Genomic DNA, 19,473 nt, shown 5'->3' with positions numbered 1-19,473 from the left:
AATGCAGCAGAATTATTTTCAGGGATACGGCACATTGCTATTAATATTTTGACGAATGATAAGGTATTCAAGGCAGGGTTAAGACGTAAGATGCGAAAAGCAGCCATGGACAGAAACTACCTGGCGTCAGTCCTTACGGGGAGCGGGCTTTCGTAATCTTGCCCTGGGCATTATTGTCGTATAAACGCTTTACCGGACACATGACATTCACAATGTGTGTTAATTTTACTGACATCTTTCAAAAGGAGCGTAATCATGCCGCACATCGACATTAAATGTTTTCCGCGTGAACTGGACGAACAACAAAAAGCAGCACTTGCTGCAGATATTACCGACGTTATTATTCGTCATCTGAACAGTAAAGACAGTTCGATAAGCATTGCTCTACAGCAGATTCAACCAGAATCTTGGCAAGCTATCTGGGATGCCGAAATCGCGCCCCAAATGGAGGCTTTGATAAAGAAACCTGGTTATAGCATGAATGCTTAACCCGCCGTAACACGCTTGCCGCTGGTAACAAACGTCCCAGCACCTAAATGATGCAACGTATTGAGCTTATCATCATCAAACTGCCAGCGGCCTTCGACAAATACCCGTGCGTCTGCCGCTGCTGATACTACTTCGCCAAACAGCGTGTCGTATTCTTCTTGCGCAGAAGTCGCAGGTAGCAATCGACACTCCATCCACGCCAGACATTTTTCCTCGACCAGAGGCAAACCAAATACCGGGCCTCTCACAACCGGAATGCCATAGCAATTAAATTTATCTTCATCACGCCCCGACACACTTCCCACCGCCCACGTCCAGTTAGTTGCTGCAACGCCCGGGATAACGATGCCAAATTTACCGTTATGTTCAATCAACTCCCTGGTCCATGTCGATTTATCTACCACAATCGCCACGCGTGGAGGTTCAAACTCCACCGGCATTGACCAGGCTGCAGCCATAATGTTACGCCGCTGGGATTGCTCATCGAAACTGGTGATCAAGACCGTTGGGCCATGATTTAACAGACGGCTGGCATGGTGTAATTCTATGGGGATGAATCGGCTCATGGTATCGCCTCGCGAAGAAGGTTTTTTTAAGCGTAGTCCGTAACGCAATAAGTAACGAAATTAACGGGATTGGCGATTTGCGAACGTGATGCATGTCCGCGATCGCACAAAATAGCCGGTGCGGCGTCTATTCCAGGTTATAAGTTGAGAAAACCACTAAGGGAAACGCCTGATGACGCCCATTCTGAATCACTATTTTGCCCGTATTAACTGGTCGGGAGCTGCTGCGGTCAATATTGATACGCTTCGTGCATTGCACCTGAAACACAATTGCACCATTCCGTTTGAAAACCTCGACGTTTTGCTGCCGAGGGAAATACAGCTTGATAATCAATCGCTGGAAGAGAAACTGGTGATAGCCCGTCGTGGCGGTTACTGTTTTGAGCAGAATGGCGTGTTTGAGCGGGTGTTACGCGAGCTGGGGTTTAACGTTCGCAGCTTGTTAGGGCGCGTAGTGTTATCAAATCCGCCAGCATTACCGCCGCGCACCCATCGTTTGCTGTTGGTGGAACTGGAAGAGGAAAAATGGATTGCTGATGTCGGTTTCGGTGGGCAGACGCTAACCGCGCCGATTCGTTTAGTTCCCGATCTCGTGCAGACCACGCCACACGGAGAGTATCGGTTGTTGCAGGAGGGTGATGATTGGGTGTTGCAGTTTAATCATCATCAGCATTGGCAGCCGATGTACCGCTTCGATCTCTGCGAGCAGCAACAAAGCGATTATGTGATGGGCAATTTCTGGTCGGCGCACTGGCCGCAGTCGCATTTTCGCCATCATTTGCTGATGTGCCGCCATTTGCCGGACGGCGGCAAGCTGACACTGACCAATTTTCATTTTACCCATTATGAAAATGGGCACGCGGTGGAGCAGCGAAATCTACCGGATGTGGCGTCGTTATATGCCGTGATGCAGGAACAGTTTGGTCTGGGCGTGGATGATGCGAAACATGGCTTTACTGTGGATGAGTTAGCGCTGGTGATGGCGGCGTTTGATACGCATCCGGAGGCGGGAAAATAATTTATGTCAGGTTGCCGGATGCGGCGTAAACGCCTTATCCGGCATACATTAACCCGGTTGTAGACCTGATAAGCGAAGCGCATCAGGCAACGGTTTCAGAGTTTAATTGCCCATTCGGCATGAAACAAAATCACCGCCGCGCCAGAAATGGTGACTTTTTCCGGTTGGTTATCACGAATTGTCACCGTCACTTCAATCACGCCGTCACGCCCCAATGCGCGCCCCTGATTGCCTTTAACACGCAGCACCTTGCCATCGTGGGGCAATACGTTGTGATGTACCAACCATGCACCCATCGGGCCATTGGCATTGCCAGTCACCGGATCTTCCACAATACCAATCGCAGGCGAGAACATACGACCATCGGTTTCGTTTTTGCCTGGACGGATCTGGAACGGGAAGAAACCATTGCAGCCAATCTGTTTACTGATAGCGGTCAGCGCATTAAGGTCAGGCGAAAGAGCGTCGATATCCACTTCCGGCTTCAATGGGATCATCACTTTAGAATGCCCGGTCGTCGCGACCTGGATCGGCAAACCCGGCAGAATATCGTCTTCAGTAAGATGCAATGCGTTGATAATCGCCGCGCGTACTTCACCCTCCAGCGGCAGTTCAAAGCCCGGCGTACCTTGTTCCAGCGAAATACGATAATCATCGTTGTGCTTTTCGATAGTCACGCGATGTTTTCCTGCCAGCGATGTTTGCCAGATCGTGCAATTTCCTAAACCTAACACCTTCGCACGTACATAGTGCGCAGCTACTGTCGCGTGACCGCAAATCGGCACTTCAACCGTTGGCGTAAAGTAGCGGATGCGCACATCGCTGTCGTCGCTGTGCAGCAGAAAAGCAGTTTCCGAATGGCCTAACTCGCGGGCGATAAGCTGCATTTGCGCTTCGCTAAGATTATCGGCGGGGAAAACAACACCGGCAGAATTGCCGCGAAACGGTTGTGAGGTAAAAGCATCGACGTGGTACACCTGCGGTTTCATTAACGTTCTCCTGTGACTGGAGAACTATCATAGCCTGCAAGTGGCCGGAGAGCGAAGGGCTATCCGGCCAGGGTGAAATTATCGCCGCGAACGCACAATTTGATATCGACGAGTAAAGTACTCAAACGGCGCGCTCCACACATGCACCAGTCGGGTGAACGGGAAGAGCAGGAAGATGGTCATTCCCAACACCAGATGCAGGCGGAAGACGAACGCTACGCCGTTGAGCATCTCTGACGATCCACCACGGAAAGTGACAATGCTTTGCGCCCAACCCACCAGCTTCATCATTTCGCTACCATCAGGATACTGTGCTGAAAACGGTATGGTACTTAGCCCCAACAGACACTGGACCAGCAAAATGCTCATGATGATGATATCCGGCGTAGTGGAAGTGGCACGCACGCGCTGATTTGTCAGCCTGCGCCACAGCAGTCCTGCGCCGCCAATCAACGTCAACACACCGCAAATACCGCCTAGCACCATCGCCATGAGTTGTTTCGCTGCCACTGGCAAAAACCACGCGTACATCCAGTGCGGCGTTAACATGCCGAACAAGTGCCCGAAGAAAATCCCCAAAATGCCGATATGGAACAGATTCGACCATATCACCATCCCGCGTTTATCGAGCATTTGACTTGAGGAGGCGCGCCAGGTGTACTGCCCGTAGTCGTAGCGCAGCCAGCTGCCGAGGAAAAACACCGTCGCACAAATGTACGGGTAGATATCGTAAAAAAAGACGTTCAGATACTGAATCATTTCCCACCTCCCGCACTGATGTCGACATATTGCGGCGCGACATCCTGGCTAAAGCGTCGCTGATATTGATTAAGCGGCGAGCTGTCACACGCCGTGGCGTTATCTTCAATAAACTTCACCTGTTCCTCTTCCCACACTGCATCAAGCGCCTGGCGGGTGTCATCGCGCTCTTCGCTGTTTACTTGTTTTGTGACACTGTCACTTGAAAGGGAGCTTCCCGCCAGTTGCAGCAGAGCATCAAACAACGCGTACCACGGTGCCTCGCGTTGTTTTAAGCGACCGCCAAGCAGGGCGAGGATCGGCGCAACATTGAGCAATCCTTCTTTCGCCTGATCGTCAGGCAGTACGCTTAAATACTCCAGATACAGCGGTAGATAATCGGGCAGTTCCCGACAATCCAGCTGCAGGCCGACCTTTTCATACTCCGCCAGCAGGTCCACCATTGCCTGGCCGCGATCGCGGGACTCGGCATGAACATGTTCGAACAGCAGCAGCGACGTGGTGCGCCCGCGGTCAAACACTTCGCACCATTCGGCCTGTTTATCCAGCAGCGGCGCGTTAAGCAGGTTGTGGGTGAAATCCGTAAGCATCGGCGCGTCGCGGCGGATCAACGCCAGCGCGTCCTCCTTGCATTCCCACAACAGCTCATCCGGATACTCCATCAACAGGCCGATCACTTTGAGGATCTGCATTATTCGCCCTCCGCTTTGTCGCGCACTTCGGTGATGTTGATGGCATCGATACGGCTACTGTTGAACAGGTTGAATTTGCTGTCCGAGCCGTGACAACCGTCGCCAAAGGTAAAACCGCAGCCGTTGCGTTCTGCGAAGGCATCGCCCGCCATTTCCCGATGGCTGGTCGGGATAACAAAACGATCTTCATAGTTGGCAATGGCGAGATAGCGATACATTTCTTCGACCTGGGCGACGATCAGGCCTACTTCGTCGATGGCACGAGTATCAGTAACGCCTTCCACGGTTTGTGAACGCATATAGTGGCGCATCGCCATCATCCGTTTCAGCGCCCGCAGTACCGGACCGGTATCGCCGGCACTCAACATATTGGCGAGATATTGCACCGGAATACGCAGGCTTTCGATGGCGGGCAGCACGCCTTCGCTTTTCGGCAAACCGCCCGCATCTGCGTAGGACTGAATCGGCGACAGCGGAGGAACGTACCAGACCATCGGCAGGGTGCGATATTCAGGGTGCAGCGGTAGCGCCAGTTTCCAGTCCATCGCCATTTTGTAGACAGGCGAACGCTGGGCAGCTTCAATCACGTTTTGTGGAATACCTTGTTTCAGGGCTTCCTCGATCACTGAGGGATCGTGTGGATCGAGGAACACTTCGCACTGACGTTCATAGAGGTCAACTTCGCGCTCGGTGCTCGCCGCTTCCTCGATGCGGTCGGCGTCGTAAAGCAGCACGCCCAGATACCGGATGCGACCCACGCAGGTTTCTGAGCACACGGTGGGTTGGCCTGACTCAATTCGCGGATAACAGAAGATACATTTTTCTGACTTGCCGCTTTTCCAGTTGAAGTAGATTTTTTTGTACGGACAACCGCTAATGCACAAACGCCAGCCACGGCATTTATCCTGATCAATCAGCACAATGCCGTCTTCTTCGCGTTTGTAGATAGCGCCGCTTGGGCAGGTCGCCACGCAACTGGGATTGAGGCAGTGTTCGCACAGGCGCGGCAGGTACATCATGAAGGTGTTTTCAAACTGCCCGTACATCTCCTTTTGTATGGCCTCGAAGTTGCGGTCGCGGGCACGTTTTTCAAACTCGCCGCCCAGCAGTTCTTCCCAGTTTGGCCCCCAGATCACTTTGTCCATCTGCTTACCGTCAATCAGCGAGCGCGGGCGAGCAGTAGGGATATGTTTGCCTTCCGGTGCGCTATGCAAATGTTCGTAGTCGAAAGTGAAAGGTTCGTAGTAATCATCAATCTGCGGCACCACCGGGTTGGCGAAGATTTTGGTTATTACGCCCATCTTGCTGCCCAGACGCGGACGGATCTTGCCATTCACATCGCGGACCCAGCCGCCTTGCCACTCTTCCTGATCTTCCCAGTTTTTCGGATAACCAATGCCCGGTTTGGTTTCGACGTTGTTAAACCATGCGTACTCCATGCCTTCGCGCCCGGTCCAGACGTTTTTACAGGTCACCGAACAGGTATGGCAGCCGATACATTTGTCGAGGTTAAGCACCATGCCGACTTGTGAACGGATTTTCATTTTTTCGCCTCCTGTACCTGATCGCGACCTTCATCATCCAGCCAGTTAACGTTCTTCATCTTGCGGATCATGATGAACTCATCGCGGTTCGATCCGACGGTGCCGTAGTAGTTAAAGCCCCAGGCCAGCTGCGCGTAACCGCCAATCATATGCGTTGGTTTCGGGCAAACGCGGGTAACCGAGTTATGAATGCCGCCGCGCATGCCAGTTACTTCCGAACCAGGAATATTCATAATGCGTTCCTGGGCGTGATACATCATGGTCATGCCCGGCGGTACACGTTGGCTGACCACCGCGCGGGCAGTCAGCGCGCCGTTGGCGTTGAATACTTCCACCCAGTCGTTATCGACAATGGTCAGTTCTCGGGCATCTGTTTCGCTGATCCAGACAATCGGTCCACCGCGAGAGAGCGTCAGCATTAGCAGGTTTTCACTGTAGGTTGAGTGAATGCCCCATTTCTGGTGCGGCGTCAGGAAGTTAAGTGCTTTTTCCGGGAAGCCGTTTGGCGGTATCTGGCGCATCTCACTGACGCTACGGGTGTCGATAGGCGGGCGATAAGCCACCAGGCTTTCACCAAAAGCACGCATCCACGGATGATCCTGATAGAGCTGCTGGCGTCCCGACAGCGTGCGCCACGGAATTAACTCATGAACGTTGGTGTATCCCGCGTTATAGGAGACGTGATCGCTTTCCAGACCGGACCAGGTGGGGCTGGAGATAATTTTACGCGGCTGCGCCTGAATATCGCGAAAGCGAATCTTCTCGTCCTCTTTGTGCAGCGCCAGATGGGTATGTTCGCGCCCGGTGATCTCGCCCAGCGCCTGCCACGCTTTGACTGCAACATGACCGTTGGTTTCCGGTGCCAGTGCCAGAATCACTTCTGAAGCGTCAATGGCGGTGTCAATCAGCGGACGCCCCTGTGCCGGGCCATCACGCTTGGTGTAATTGAGTTTGCCGAGGAAATCGATTTCATCCTGGGTATTCCACGAAATCCCTTTACCGCCATTGCCAAGTTTGTCCATCAATGGCCCGAGCGAGGTAAAGCGTTCATACGTAGCAGGGTAGTCGCGCTCCACCGCCACAATATTCGGCGCGGTTTTGCCTGGAATCAGATCGCATTCGCCTTTGCGCCAGTCGAGCACTTCACACGGCTGTGAGAGCTCTGCCGGAGAGTCATGCAGTAGGGGTTGTAATACCACGTCGGTTTCTTTGCCAAGATGACCCACGCACACTTGCGAAAATGCTTTGGCGATACCTTTGTAGATTTCCCAGTCGCTGCGTGATTCCCACGCCGGATCGACCGCCGCAGAAAGCGGATGAATAAACGGATGCATATCCGAGGTGTTCATATCGTCTTTTTCGTACCAGGTGGCGGTGGGCAGAACGATATCGGAGAACAGGCAGGTACTGGACATGCGGAAGTCGAGCGTCACCAGCAGGTCGAGCTTGCCTTCAATCGCTGCAGTTTGCCACTCGACTTCTTCCGGTTTGATCCCGTCGCTGGCACCGAGTTCCTCGCCCTGAATCCCGCTTTCGGTCCCCAGCAGATACTTCTGCATATACTCGTGGCCTTTGCCGGAGGAGCCAAGCAGGTTAGAGCGCCAGACAAACAAATTACGCGGATGATTGCTGCTGCTATCTGGTTGTTCGCAGGCCATACGTAAATCGCCCGATTTCAGCGCCTGGGCGGTAAATTCTGTGGGGGATAATCCGGCCTTGTCGGCTTCAGCTTTAATCCCGAGCGGGTTACGCCCCAGCTGCGGCGCAGAAGGTAGCCAGCCCATACGTTCGGCGCGAACGTTGAAATCAATCAGATGACCGCTGTACTTACTGGCATCGGCGAGCGGTGAAAGTAACTCCTGAGCAGAGACTTTTTCATAGCGCCATTGGCTGGAATGATTGTAGAAAAACGAGGTACTGTTCATCTGGCGCGGTGGGCGGTTCCAGTCGAGCGCAAAGGCCAGCGGCAACCAGCCGGTTTGTGGGCGCAGTTTTTCCTGACCGACATAATGCGCCCAGCCGCCGCCGCTTTGCCCGACACAACCGCAGAAGATCAGCATATTGATCATCCCACGGTAGTTCATATCCATGTGATACCAGTGGTTGACGCCAGCACCGAGGATAATCATTGAGCGCCCATGCGTTTTATGGGCAGTATCGGCAAATTCACGAGCGATGGTTTCAATATACTGGCGCGGCACGCCGGTAATTTGCTCACCCCAGGCTGGGGTGTACGGTTTGATTTCAGCGTAATCTTTCGCACTGTTTTCATCTTCCAGCCCGCGATCGAGGCCGTAATTCGCCAGTACCAAATCATAAACGCTGACCACCGGACAGGTGTTGCCATCGACTAACGTCAGGTTTTTAACGGGCAATTGGCGCACCAGCACCGGATTGTGTTTTACGCTGCGAAAATGCGGATTTTCAATGCCGCCAAAGTAGGGGAAGGCCACGCCTGCAACAGCGTCATGTTGACCGAGCAGGGTTAACGACAATTCGGTTTCCGTACCGGCGGCAATGGATTCCAGATTCCATTTGCCTTTTTCTCCCCAGCGGAAACCAATCGAACCGTTCGGCACTACCAATTCACCTGCGGTATTAACTGCTACGGTTTTCCACTGCGGATTGTTGCTTTCGCCCAGTCCATTCACCAGGTCAGATGCGCGGATCATGCGCCCGGGAACGTAGCTACCATCGTCGCGAGGCTCCAGCATTACCAGCATCGGCATGTCGCTGTAGCGGCGGCAGTAGTTGATAAAGTAGTCGCTGGGATTATCGAGATGAAACTCTTTTAAAATCACATGGCCCATTGCCATCGCCAGGGCGCTATCAGTGCCTTGTTTCGGTGCCAGCCACTGGTCGCACAATTTGGCCACTTCAGAGTAGTCAGGGGTAATGGCGATGGTTTTAGTGCCTTTGTAGCGTACTTCGGTAAAGAAGTGGGCGTCCGGCGTACGTGTCTGCGGTACGTTAGACCCCCAGGCGATGATGTAGCTGGAGTTATACCAGTCGGCAGATTCCGGTACGTCGGTTTGCTCGCCCCAGGTCATCGGCGAGGCGGGCGGCAGGTCGCAATACCAGTCGTAGAAACTTAAACAGGTGCCGCCAAGCAGCGACAGATAACGCGTTCCGGCGGCGTAAGAAACCATCGACATCGCCGGGATCGGCGAGAAACCGGCAACGCGATCCGGGCCGTAGGTTTTGATGGTCCAGACGTTAGCGGCGGCAATCAGCTGGTTTAGTTCCTGCCAGTTGGAGCGGATAAACCCGCCGCGCCCACGCACTTGTTTGTAGCTCAGGCACTTTTGCGGATCGTTCATAATCGATGCCCACGCCAGTACCGGATCGCTGTGTTGCTTGAGGGCTTCGCGCCACAGTTCAATCAGTCGTTTACGAATGAGCGGGTATTTCAGGCGGTTAGCGCTGTAAAGATACCAGGAGTAACTTGCGCCACGCGGGCAGCCGCGAGGTTCATGATTGGGCAGGTCAGGGCGAGTGCGCGGGTAGTCGGTCTGTTGGATTTCCCAGGTCACCAGACCATTTTTAACGTAGATTTTCCAGCTACAGGAGCCTGTACAGTTAACACCGTGGGTGGAACGCACGATTTTGTCGAACTGCCAACGCTGGCGATAGCTGTCCTCCCAGTCGCGGTTGCTATGCATCACCTGTCCGTGACCATCGGCAAAGGTTTCGCCCTTTTGTTTGAAGTAGCGAAAGCGATCCAAAAGTTTACTCATGACATGACTCCTGCTCCAGGAATGAATTGGGATCTGATGCCTTGTCGGATGCGACACGGTTGTACATCAGGCATCGATCTCTTATTTTTGGCTGAACTTCCGCCGACCATAAACCAGCCAGGTCAGCAGCACACAAACGATGTAGAAGATTAAAAACACTTTCATCGCGCCGACCGGAGAGCCGGTCATATTGAGCGACATGCCAAACGCCTGCGGAATAAAAAAGCCGCCCACTGCGCCAATGGCTGAGATAAAGCCCAGAGCCGCCGCCGTTTCGGTGACGGCTTCTTTATGAGCTTGCTCATCACTACCGCCTTTCATCTTTACCCGATAAATGGTTATCTGGCGAAAGATGACGGCGATCATCTGGAAAGTAGAACCACTTCCCAGACCCGCAGTCAGAAACAGCCCCATAAATACGGCGTAAAAGGCGATGAAATTACCGGAGCCTGTGCCCGGTAAGGTAAGGAACAGCAGGGCACTGAAAATCGCCATAAAAATAAAGTTGATCAACGTCACCCGCACGCCGCCGAACTTATCGGAAATAGCACCACCAACCGACCGCGCGATGGCACCGATAAATGGGCCAAAGAACGCCAGGCGCAGAATATTCACATCCGGGAACTGGGTTTTTGCCAGCATGGCAAAACCCGCAGAAAAACCGATAAACGAACCGAAGGTGGCAAGGTAAAGCAGGCTCAGCAGCCAGAGATGCAGGCGTTGTAAGACAGGGAGCTGGTCGGCAATTGAGGCGCGTGAACTGGCGATATCATTCATCCCTGACCATGCGGCGATCGTGGCAATCGCCAGTAGCGGTACCCAAATCCATGCGGCATTCGCCAGCGACATCACCGAACCGTCGGCCTGCGGTACGCCATTGACGCCGAGAAAGGCAAATACAGGTACAAAAATGACCAGCGGTGCAACCAGCTGCATTACACTTACACCTAAGTTTCCTAATCCGCCATTAATCCCAAGAGCGCTCCCTTGTTTGGCTTTTGGAAAGAAGAAACTGATATTGCCCATGCTCGAAGCAAAGTTTGCACCTGCAAAACCGCATAGCAAAGCGATAACGATAAATATCCCAAAAGGAGTATTCGGATTTTGCACGGCAATTCCGAGCCAGACGCAAGGAATAATCAGGATTGCAGTACTAAAAACCGTCCATCGGCGTCCACCGAATATAGGCACCATAAAGGAGTAGGGAACACGCAATAATGCGCCAGAAACGGAGGGTAATGCGGTTAATAAAAAGAGTTGATCGGTAGTAAAATTAAAACCGATTTTATTGAGATTAACGGTAACTGCGCTAAATAGCATCCAGACACAGAAGGCAAGAAGTAGACAACTGACTGATATCCAGAGATTTCTTCGAGCAATATGTTTTCCTTTATTTTCCCAGAAGGCCGGATTTTCTGGTTTCCAGTCGCGCAAAAGATAACGACTATTTTTCTCATTTTGCAGTGCCATATTGTTCCTCACATGCACACATTGGTAATGAAAAAAAGACAAAACACGAGGTAAGGCGCAATAGCCAGTTATTAGAATTAAGGATGAATTGGGTGAAGTGCTGATTGAAAGAATAGATAAGAAAGCGTAACCGCGGGGGCAGAATGGGGATTAAGTAGCCAGATATGTGTTACTAAATGTAACTAACAAGCTAACCTTCAAACGGGGTTAATCTTTGAACGTATGTCATGTTTCAACCCTTCAGATCGTGAATCTAAAGGGTTACATATTAACTATATTATCAACAAGACCAGACACTTATAGAATTAGTGATGATTTATTCACTAAAAAGGCCATGAATTGGAGGAAAACGATCTGTCCAGAAGGTCTATCGGTTCCTCTCTTATTGCCTGATTGTAATAATCGTTATTACAGTAAGTATTGTTTATTTCATCTAAGGTCATGTTTTTAACTTTTATATTCCTCTGGTTTACAACTTCCTCTGTCTTGTAAGTGTGTATATTATATGGGGTATATGCTTTTTTAATAGGATAGTGAAACAATTCGTTATCCACATCTATTCCGTCAGAGTGAACTTCAAATGCACCAGGCGAAAGAATTGCCAGGCCAGTATTAAGCTTAAGTGCTGGGGAAAACAAATTAAATAACATGAGCTGCATAGTAGGGCAATTGTTCTTCCCAGAAACATTTAAAAAATTTAAGTTTTGCTCTGTTTTATTATGGGGAATAAAGTTCCAATATCGGATGTATTATTAGTATCAATGTGGGTTATTTTATTATTGTCCAGTCTTAAACTTTTGATAGATGGAAGATAAGTCAGGAAATCAAGATTTATATATTTCAACTGGTTGTTAGCAGCGTTTAATGTCTGAACATTGCAGAAGTTGCTATAGAATATTTTAATTTCAGAAAGCAAATTGTTGTTAATAAGTAACGTATTCAAGTTGGGAAATAAGTCATTGTGTAAACTTGTTAGTTTATTATGGGATAGATCCAGCAGTAAGAGTTCATTTTTATTACCTGCAACAATATCAGTTAATTGATTATGGCTGAGATTCAGGTATTGCAGCCATTCGCAAGATTCTAATTGCACAAACTCTAGTTGATTATGTGCCGCACTAAAATAAGTAACTAATGAAAGCCTATCTATATCAATATTTCTGAGAGCATTATTATTCATAGATATATGTGTAATACTTACATTTCTGCCTTGAGGAAAATTTATTGACTCAAGAGCATTACTATTCAGACTTAGCTTTACGAGTCTATCGTAGTTGGTTGCATCAAAATGTGTGAGTTGGTTATTATCAAGATTGATAGATGTGAAGTTTTGCAGCCCTGGTGGTTGAGTGGTTAAATTAAGTCCTGATAAATCAATGGTCACTTCATTAGTGTCATCAATTATATTTCTTACTGCAGTCCAGTACTGCATTTGTGCAAGTGGATCATTGTTGATGCCGTTAACTAATACATGCCAAAGATGTTTTGATGATATTAGTTGATCAATGTCATTGGTTGGCAGTAAATTGTTATTGCTTAAGTTTAAATATTCCAGTTTTGTAGTGTTTTTGGCGTTTAAATGTGCAATATGGTTGTCGTTTAAAGTGATTGTTTTCATCCTGGGATGATTGTGTAATATAAGGTCAGTGATCATATTGTGATGGGCACTTAACTCAATCAGAGATTCTTGCCGCGCGAGCCGTTGGCTTCATCGTTATAGCCTTTAAAATCATATTCCCAGTGACCAAAACCAATCATTTGATCATTGATTTGCGTTTCTCCTTTAAAGCCGAGACGGGCATAAGTTTTATCACCATCGTCACGCTTATCATCAGTAAAATAACGTAGAGCGGTAACCTTGCCATAAAGGTCGAGTTTATTACCATCCTTGTTATAGACTTCGGCAGCGTGTGCTACGTTCGCAGCTAACAAACCAGTTACAACCACCGCAACTATTTTTAATTTCATTTAACAGAATCCTTTTAATTATCGTTAAACGTATTTTCTAAACGAATTTTAAACGGCGTCATTTATAAATGACATACTGTTTTTAAAATAGAATGGTGATTAAAAACAATGAGAAAAATAGATGAAATAATATTATTTATCGATATGTGATCGAAGTCGAAATGAGATATAAGGTGAATTACTAGTATTTGAAATTTATTTTTTTAATATTGTCGGAATTTATCTGATTAACTACCGGGCCGTAGACCCGGCAGTTATTTTAACCACGACGTGTCGCCAGCCAGCAGAGCAGGGAACCGCCGCAGACCATCAGCGCGCCTTGCCAGAACGAGAACGACAGCGGGGCGCTGAGCAGCACGGCTGCAAGCGCTGAGGAAAGTACAGGCGTAAAATACGAACCTACCGCCATAATGGTGACATTGCCATGCAATATACCGACATTCCATGCAGCATAAGCAAATCCTAAGGTAAATGCCGCAGAGATGAGTTTAATCATGACGGGCGTGCTAAATATCATTTCTGGTTGTGGCGTAAGAAAATAGTAAACCCACAGACTTGCTCCCGTTAGCAGGACAAAAACGGTAATTCCATTAAATCCGCGTGCGTATTTATTCGTTACTGTGCAATAGGCTGCCCAGATAAACGCACCAATGAACGCCAGGAAATAACTCAATGGGCTGGTGGTGATATTATTGATGATTTCATCATAATGTAACCCATTGTCACCGCCTAACACCCAACAGACGCCGACGAGGGCTAATAATAATCCAGGTACAATCAACCAGTTGGTTTTCTGACCATTAAACAGAATGGCAAAGAGAATTGTCAGGCTGGGCCACAGATAGTTCACCATACCCACTTCAATCGCCTGATGACGGGTCGCCGCATACCCTAAGGAAAGCGCCAGACAGATTTCATAGCTGACGAATAACAGACTCCCGGCGAGTAAATAGCTTTTCGGGATTTGCCGAATACGCGGAAATCCAACCGTGAAGATTAACAGCAGCCCGCTTAATGAATAGATAGCAGCTGCGCCGCCGACCGGGCCGAGCCCCTCACTGACACCGCGAATCAATCCTACCATCGTGCTCCACAGGACGATCGCTATCAGCCCTATGAGCGTTGCTTTTTGTCGTGTCATGCTCGCTGTTTTGTCTCTCTTGCCGTTAAAAATTAAGCTGAATTTTATAGCATTTTTTTAACTGGCCTGTCAGGCAGTGGTGCGTTTTTCTACCGCTATTGAGGTAGGTCAATTTGCGAAGGCGGATTATTTTGTGGCAAACAGATGTTCTTTTTGATTTCGCGCAAAAAGATTCAGAATTTTACTGTTAGTTTCCTCGCGCAGTAATACCCCTGAAAAAAGAGGAAAGCAATGGACGTCAGTCGCAGACAATTTTTTAAAATCTGCGCGGGCGGTATGGCTGGAACAACAGTAGCGGCATTGGGCTTTGCCCCGAAGCAAGCACTGGCTCAGGCGCGAAACTACAAATTATTACGCGCTAAAGAGATCCGTAACACCTGCACATACTGTTCCGTAGGTTGCGGGCTATTGATGTATAGCCTGGGTGATGGCGCAAAAAACGCCAGAGAAGCGATTTATCACATTGAAGGTGACCCGGATCATCCGGTAAGCCGTGGTGCGCTGTGCCCGAAAGGGGCCGGTTTGCTGGATTACGTCAACAGTGAAAACCGTCTGCGCTACCCGGAATATCGTGCGCCAGGTTCTGACAAATGGCAGCGCATTAGCTGGGAAGAAGCATTCTCCCGTATTGCGAAGCTGATGAAAGCTGACCGTGACGCTAACTTTATTGAAAAGAACGAGCAGGGCGTAACGGTAAACCGTTGGCTTTCTACCGGTATGCTGTGTGCCTCCGGTGCCAGCAACGAAACCGGGATGCTGACCCAGAAATTTGCCCGCTCCCTCGGGATGCTGGCGGTAGACAACCAGGCGCGCGTCTGACACGGACCAACGGTAGCAAGTCTTGCTCCAACATTTGGTCGCGGTGCGATGACCAACCACTGGGTGGATATCAAAAACGCTAACGTCGTGATGGTGATGGGCGGTAACGCTGCTGAAGCGCATCCCGTCGGTTTCCGCTGGGCGATGGAAGCGAAAAACAACAACGACGCAACCTTGATCGTTGTCGATCCCCGTTTTACGCGTACCGCTTCTGTGGCGGATATTTACGCGCCTATTCGTTCCGGTACGGACATTACGTTCCTGTCTGGCGTTTTGCGCTACCTGATCGAAAACAACAAAATCAACGCCGAATACGTTAAGCATTACACCAACGCCAGCCTGCTGGTACGTGATGATTTTGCTTTCGAAGACGGTCTGTTCAGCGGCTACGACGCTGAAAAACGTCAATACGATAAATCGTCCTGGAACTATCAGTTCGATGAAAACGGCTATGCGAAACGCGATGAAACACTGACTCATCCGCGCTGTGTGTGGAACCTGCTGAAAGAGCACGTTTCCCGCTACACGCCGGACGTCGTTGAAAACATCTGCGGTACGCCAAAAGCCGACTTCCTGAAAGTGTGTGAAGTGCTGGCCTCCACCAGCGCACCGGATCGCACAACCACCTTCCTGTACGCGCTGGGCTGGACGCAGCACACTGTGGGTGCGCAGAACATCCGTACTATGGCGATGATCCAGTTGCTGCTCGGTAACATGGGTATGGCCGGTGGCGGCGTGAACGCATTGCGTGGTCACTCCAACATTCAGGGCTTGACTGACTTAGGCCTGCTCTCTACCAGCCTGCCAGGTTATCTGACGCTGCCGTCAGAAAAACAGGTTGATTTGCAGTCGTATCTGGAAGCGAACACGCCGAAAGCGACGCTGGCTGATCAGGTGAACTACTGGAGCAACTATCCGAAGTTCTTCGTTAGCCTGATGAAATCTTTCTATGGCGATGCCGCGCAGAAAGAGAACAACTGGGGCTATGACTGGCTGCCGAAGTGGGACCAGACCTACGACGTCATCAAGTATTTCAACATGATGGATGAAGGCAAAGTCACCGGTTATTTCTGCCAGGGCTTTAACCCGGTTGCGTCCTTCCCGGACAAAAACAAAGTGGTGAGCTGCCTGAGCAAGCTGAAGTACATGGTGGTTATCGATCCGCTGGTGACTGAAACCTCTACCTTCTGGCAGAACCACGGTGAGTCGAACGATGTCGATCCGGCGTCTATTCAGACTGAAGTATTCCGTCTGCCTTCGACCTGCTTTGCTGAAGAAGATGGTTCTATCGCTAACTCCGGTCGCTGGTTGCAGTGGCACTGGAAAGGTCAGGACGCGCCGGGCGAAGCGCGTAACGACGGTGAAATTCTGGCGGGTATCTACCATCATCTGCGCGAGCTGTACCAGTCCGAAGGTGGTAAAGGCGTAGAACCGCTGATGAAGATGAGCTGGAACTACAAGCAGCCGCACGAACCGCAATCTGACGAAGTGGCTAAAGAGAACAACGGCTACGCGCTGGAAGATCTCTATGACGCTAATGGCGTGCTTATTGCGAAGAAAGGTCAGTTGCTGAGTAGCTTTGCGCATCTGCGTGATGACGGTACAACCGCATCTTCTTGCTGGATCTACACCGGTAGCTGGACAGAGCAGGGCAACCAGATGGCTAACCGCGATAACTCCGACCCGTCCGGTCTGGGGAATACGCTGGGATGGGCCTGGGCGTGGCCGCTCAACCGTCGCGTGCTGTACAACCGTGCTTCGGCGGATATCAACGGTAAACCGTGGGATCCGAAACGGATGCTGATCCAGTGGAACGGCAGCAAGTGGACGGGTAACGATATTCCTGACTTCGGCAATGCCGCACCGGGTACGCCAACCGGGCCGTTTATCATGCAGCCGGAAGGGATGGGACGCCTGTTTGCCATCAACAAAATGGCGGAAGGTCCGTTCCCGGAACACTACGAGCCGATTGAAACGCCGCTGGGCACTAACCCGCTGCATCCGAACGTGGTGTCTAACCCGGTTGTTCGTCTGTATGAACAAGACGCGCTGCGGATGGGTAAAAAAGAGCAGTTCCCGTATGTGGGTACGACCTATCGTCTGACCGAGCACTTCCACACCTGGACCAAGCACGCATTGCTCAACGCAATTGCTCAGCCGGAACAGTTTGTGGAAATCAGCGAAACGCTGGCGGCGGCGAAAGGCATTAATAATGGCGATCGTGTCACTGTCTCCAGCAAGCGTGGCTTTATCCGCGCGGTGGCTGTGGTAACGCGTCGTCTGAAACCGCTGAATGTAAATGGTCAGCAGGTTGAAACGGTGGGTATTCCAATCCACTGGGGCTTTGAGGGTGTCGCGCGTAAAGGTTATATCGCTAACACTCTGACGCCGAATGTCGGTGATGCAAACTCGCAAACGCCGGAATATAAAGCGTTCTTAGTCAACATCGAGAAGGCGTAAGGGGGCGAACAGATGGCTATGGAAACGCAGGACATTATCAAAAGGTCCGCAACTAACTCCATCACGCCGCCTTCTCAGGTGCGTGATTACAAAGCAGAAGTCGCAAAACTTATCGACGTTTCCACCTGTATCGGCTGTAAAGCCTGTCAGGTGGCGTGTTCGGAGTGGAACGACATCCGTGATGAAGTGGGGCACTGCGTCGGGGTTTACGATAACCCCGCCGATCTGAGCGCCAAGTCCTGGACGGTGATGCGCTTTAGCGAAACCGAACAGAACGGCAAGCTGGAGTGGCTGATCCGTAAAGACGGCTGTATGCACTGTGAAGATCCCGGCTGCCTGAAGGCGTGCCCGTCTGCTGGTGCAATCATTCAGTACGCTAACGGGATTGTCGATTTCCAGTCGGAAAACTGCATCGGCTGTGGTTACTGCATTGCCGGGTGTCCGTTTAATATTCCGCGCCTCAACAAAGAGGATAACCGGGTATATAAATGCACGCTCTGCGTCGATCGCGTCAGCGTCGGCCAGGAACCGGCTTGTGTGAAAACCTGTCCGACCGGGGCTATCCACTTCGGCACCAAGAAGGAGATGCTGGAGCTGGCGGAACAGCGCGTGGCGAAACTGAAAGCGCGTGGTTACGAACATGCTGGCGTCTACAACCCGGAAGGGGTCGGTGGTACGCACGTTATGTACGTGCTGCATCACGCCGATCAGCCGGAGCTGTATCACGGTCTGCCGAAAGATCCGAAGATCGACACCTCGGTAAGCCTGTGGAAAGGCGCGTTGAAACCGCTGGCAGCGGCTGGCTTTATTGCCACTTTTGCCGGGTTGATTTTCCACTACATCGGTATTGGCCCGAATAAGGAAGTGGACGATGACGAGGAGGATCATCATGAGTAAGTCGAAAATGATTGTGCGCACCAAATTTATTGATCGCGCCTGTCACTGGACCGTGGTGATTTGCTTCTTCCTGGTGGCGCTGTCCGGGATTTCGTTCTTCTTCCCGACGCTGCAATGGCTGACGCAAACCTTCGGTACGCCGCAGATGGGACGCATTTTGCACCCGTTCTTCGGCATTGCGATTTTCGTCGCACTGATGTTTATGTTTGTGCGTTTTGTGCATCACAACATCCCGGATAAGAAAGATATTCCGTGGCTGTTGAACATTGTCGAAGTATTGAAAGGCAATGAGCATAAAGTGGCGGATGTCGGTAAGTACAACGCCGGGCAAAAGATGATGTTCTGGTCGATCATGAGCATGATTTTCGTGCTGCTGGTGACCGGGGTGATTATCTGGCGTCCGTACTTTGCGCAGTACTTCCCGATGCAGGTTGTTCGCTACAGCCTGCTGATCCACGCGGCTGCGGGTATCATCCTGATCCACGCCATCCTGATCCATATGTATATGGCATTTTGGGTGAAAGGATCGATTAAAGGGATGATCGAAGGGAAGGTAAGTCGTCGCTGGGCGAAGAAACACCATCCGCGCTGGTATCGTGAAATCGAGAAGGCAGAAGCGAAAAAAGAGAGTGAAGAAGGGATATAATCTCTTTTGAACTTTAAGCTGAAAATGGCGCTGTAAAAGGCGCCATTTTGTACTGACCCCAAAAAGTTGGACAGTTAAACACGAGGCATATAGGTCTGATTCCGATATTCAATTGGAGTCAGACCTTTTAATTTCAGGCTAATTCTTCTGCTGTTGTAGTATTCAATATATTCCGTAACAGCATCCTTCAGTTCGCTTATATTACTGAACTCATCAAGATAAAAACACTCCGACTTTAAGGTTCCAAAGAAACACTCCACCACAGCATTATCCAGACA

General features: G+C 50.4%; 14 protein-coding genes and 3 pseudogenes. 6 read left to right on the top strand and 11 right to left on the bottom strand.

Going from position 1 to position 19,473, the window contains the following annotated elements; all coding sequences use genetic code 11:
* Window positions 1-156, top strand: a pseudogene (locus K0778_RS22465) (ISAs1 family transposase); the annotation flags it as partial.
* Window positions 157-255: 99 nt separating this feature from the next.
* Complete coding sequence (gene pptA / locus K0778_RS22460) at window positions 256-489, top strand: tautomerase PptA (RefSeq protein ID WP_001120143.1); 234 nt, start codon at window positions 256-258, stop codon at window positions 487-489.
* Here the strand turns inward: pptA and K0778_RS22455 are convergent.
* Window positions 486-1,055, bottom strand: a complete 570-nt coding sequence (locus K0778_RS22455; RefSeq protein ID WP_000085899.1) for a flavin reductase family protein — start codon at window positions 1,053-1,055, stop codon at window positions 486-488. The two genes, pptA and K0778_RS22455, sit on opposite strands and share 4 nt — an antisense overlap.
* A 172-nt stretch (window positions 1,056-1,227) precedes the next feature.
* Between K0778_RS22455 and nhoA the strand changes: the two genes are divergently transcribed.
* Window positions 1,228-2,073 (top strand): N-hydroxyarylamine O-acetyltransferase, encoded by an 846-nt coding sequence (gene nhoA / locus K0778_RS22450; protein ID WP_000187919.1) that lies wholly within the window; start codon window positions 1,228-1,230, stop codon window positions 2,071-2,073.
* Between the two features lie 95 nt (window positions 2,074-2,168).
* Here the strand turns inward: nhoA and K0778_RS22445 are convergent, their stop codons facing one another.
* The 9 genes and pseudogenes from K0778_RS22445 to yddG form a co-directional block, all read right to left on the bottom strand.
* Complete coding sequence (locus K0778_RS22445; protein WP_000804381.1) at window positions 2,169-3,062, bottom strand: PhzF family isomerase; 894 nt, start codon at window positions 3,060-3,062, stop codon at window positions 2,169-2,171.
* Between the two features lie 78 nt (window positions 3,063-3,140).
* Window positions 3,141-3,821, bottom strand: a complete 681-nt coding sequence (gene narI, locus K0778_RS22440) for a respiratory nitrate reductase subunit gamma (RefSeq protein WP_000617116.1) — start codon at window positions 3,819-3,821, stop codon at window positions 3,141-3,143.
* Window positions 3,818-4,513, bottom strand: coding sequence for a nitrate reductase molybdenum cofactor assembly chaperone (gene narW / locus K0778_RS22435; RefSeq protein WP_001166353.1), 696 nt, complete (start codon window positions 4,511-4,513; stop codon window positions 3,818-3,820). The genes narI and narW overlap by 4 nt, the downstream gene beginning before the upstream one ends.
* Window positions 4,513-6,057, bottom strand: a complete 1,545-nt coding sequence (gene narH / locus K0778_RS22430; RefSeq protein WP_153449122.1) for a nitrate reductase subunit beta — start codon at window positions 6,055-6,057, stop codon at window positions 4,513-4,515. The genes narW and narH overlap by 1 nt, the downstream gene beginning before the upstream one ends.
* Complete coding sequence (gene narZ, locus K0778_RS22425) at window positions 6,054-9,794, bottom strand: nitrate reductase Z subunit alpha (RefSeq protein ID WP_000040469.1); 3,741 nt, start codon at window positions 9,792-9,794, stop codon at window positions 6,054-6,056. The genes narH and narZ overlap by 4 nt, the downstream gene beginning before the upstream one ends.
* A gap of 81 nt (window positions 9,795-9,875) precedes the next feature.
* Window positions 9,876-11,264, bottom strand: coding sequence for a nitrate/nitrite transporter NarU (gene narU, locus K0778_RS22420; protein ID WP_001207901.1), 1,389 nt, complete (start codon window positions 11,262-11,264; stop codon window positions 9,876-9,878).
* A gap of 323 nt (window positions 11,265-11,587) precedes the next feature.
* A pseudogene (locus tag K0778_RS22415) lies at window positions 11,588-12,918 on the bottom strand (leucine-rich repeat domain-containing protein).
* 38 nt (window positions 12,919-12,956) lie between these two features.
* A pseudogene (locus K0778_RS22410) lies at window positions 12,957-13,232 on the bottom strand (porin); the annotation flags it as partial.
* A gap of 259 nt (window positions 13,233-13,491) precedes the next feature.
* On the bottom strand, window positions 13,492-14,373 hold the full coding sequence (yddG, locus tag K0778_RS22405; RefSeq protein WP_072651204.1) for an aromatic amino acid efflux DMT transporter YddG: 882 nt from the start codon (window positions 14,371-14,373) through the stop codon (window positions 13,492-13,494).
* Window positions 14,374-14,604: 231 nt separating this feature from the next.
* Here yddG and fdnG point away from each other — a divergent pair, with 231 nt between their 5' ends.
* Genes fdnG through fdnI form a run of 3 tightly spaced genes read left to right on the top strand, consistent with a single transcriptional unit; the run spans window position 14,605 to window position 19,195 of the window.
* On the top strand, window positions 14,605-17,652 hold the full coding sequence (gene fdnG / locus K0778_RS22400) for a formate dehydrogenase-N subunit alpha (RefSeq protein WP_014639908.1): 3,048 nt from the start codon (window positions 14,605-14,607) through the stop codon (window positions 17,650-17,652).
* Window positions 17,653-17,664: 12 nt separating this feature from the next.
* Complete coding sequence (gene fdnH, locus K0778_RS22395; RefSeq protein WP_001240582.1) at window positions 17,665-18,549, top strand: formate dehydrogenase N subunit beta; 885 nt, start codon at window positions 17,665-17,667, stop codon at window positions 18,547-18,549.
* A complete protein-coding gene (fdnI, locus tag K0778_RS22390; RefSeq protein WP_000045648.1) occupies window positions 18,542-19,195 on the top strand; it encodes a formate dehydrogenase-N subunit gamma in 654 nt (217 codons plus the stop codon). Before fdnH ends, fdnI begins: the two co-directional genes overlap by 8 nt.
* Window positions 19,196-19,269: 74 nt before the next feature.
* Here the strand turns inward: fdnI and K0778_RS22385 are convergent.
* Window positions 19,270-19,473 (bottom strand): IS3 family transposase (locus K0778_RS22385; protein WP_077789370.1); only part of this gene is annotated, 204 nt, incomplete at its 5' end.

It is taken from the genome of Escherichia sp. XD33 (genome assembly GCF_019375075.1).
Classification (GTDB): Bacteria; Pseudomonadota; Gammaproteobacteria; order Enterobacterales; family Enterobacteriaceae; genus Enterobacter; species Enterobacter flexneri_A.
Note: the sequence above shows the minus strand (reverse complement) of the source record. Positions and strands in the feature narration are given on the sequence as shown.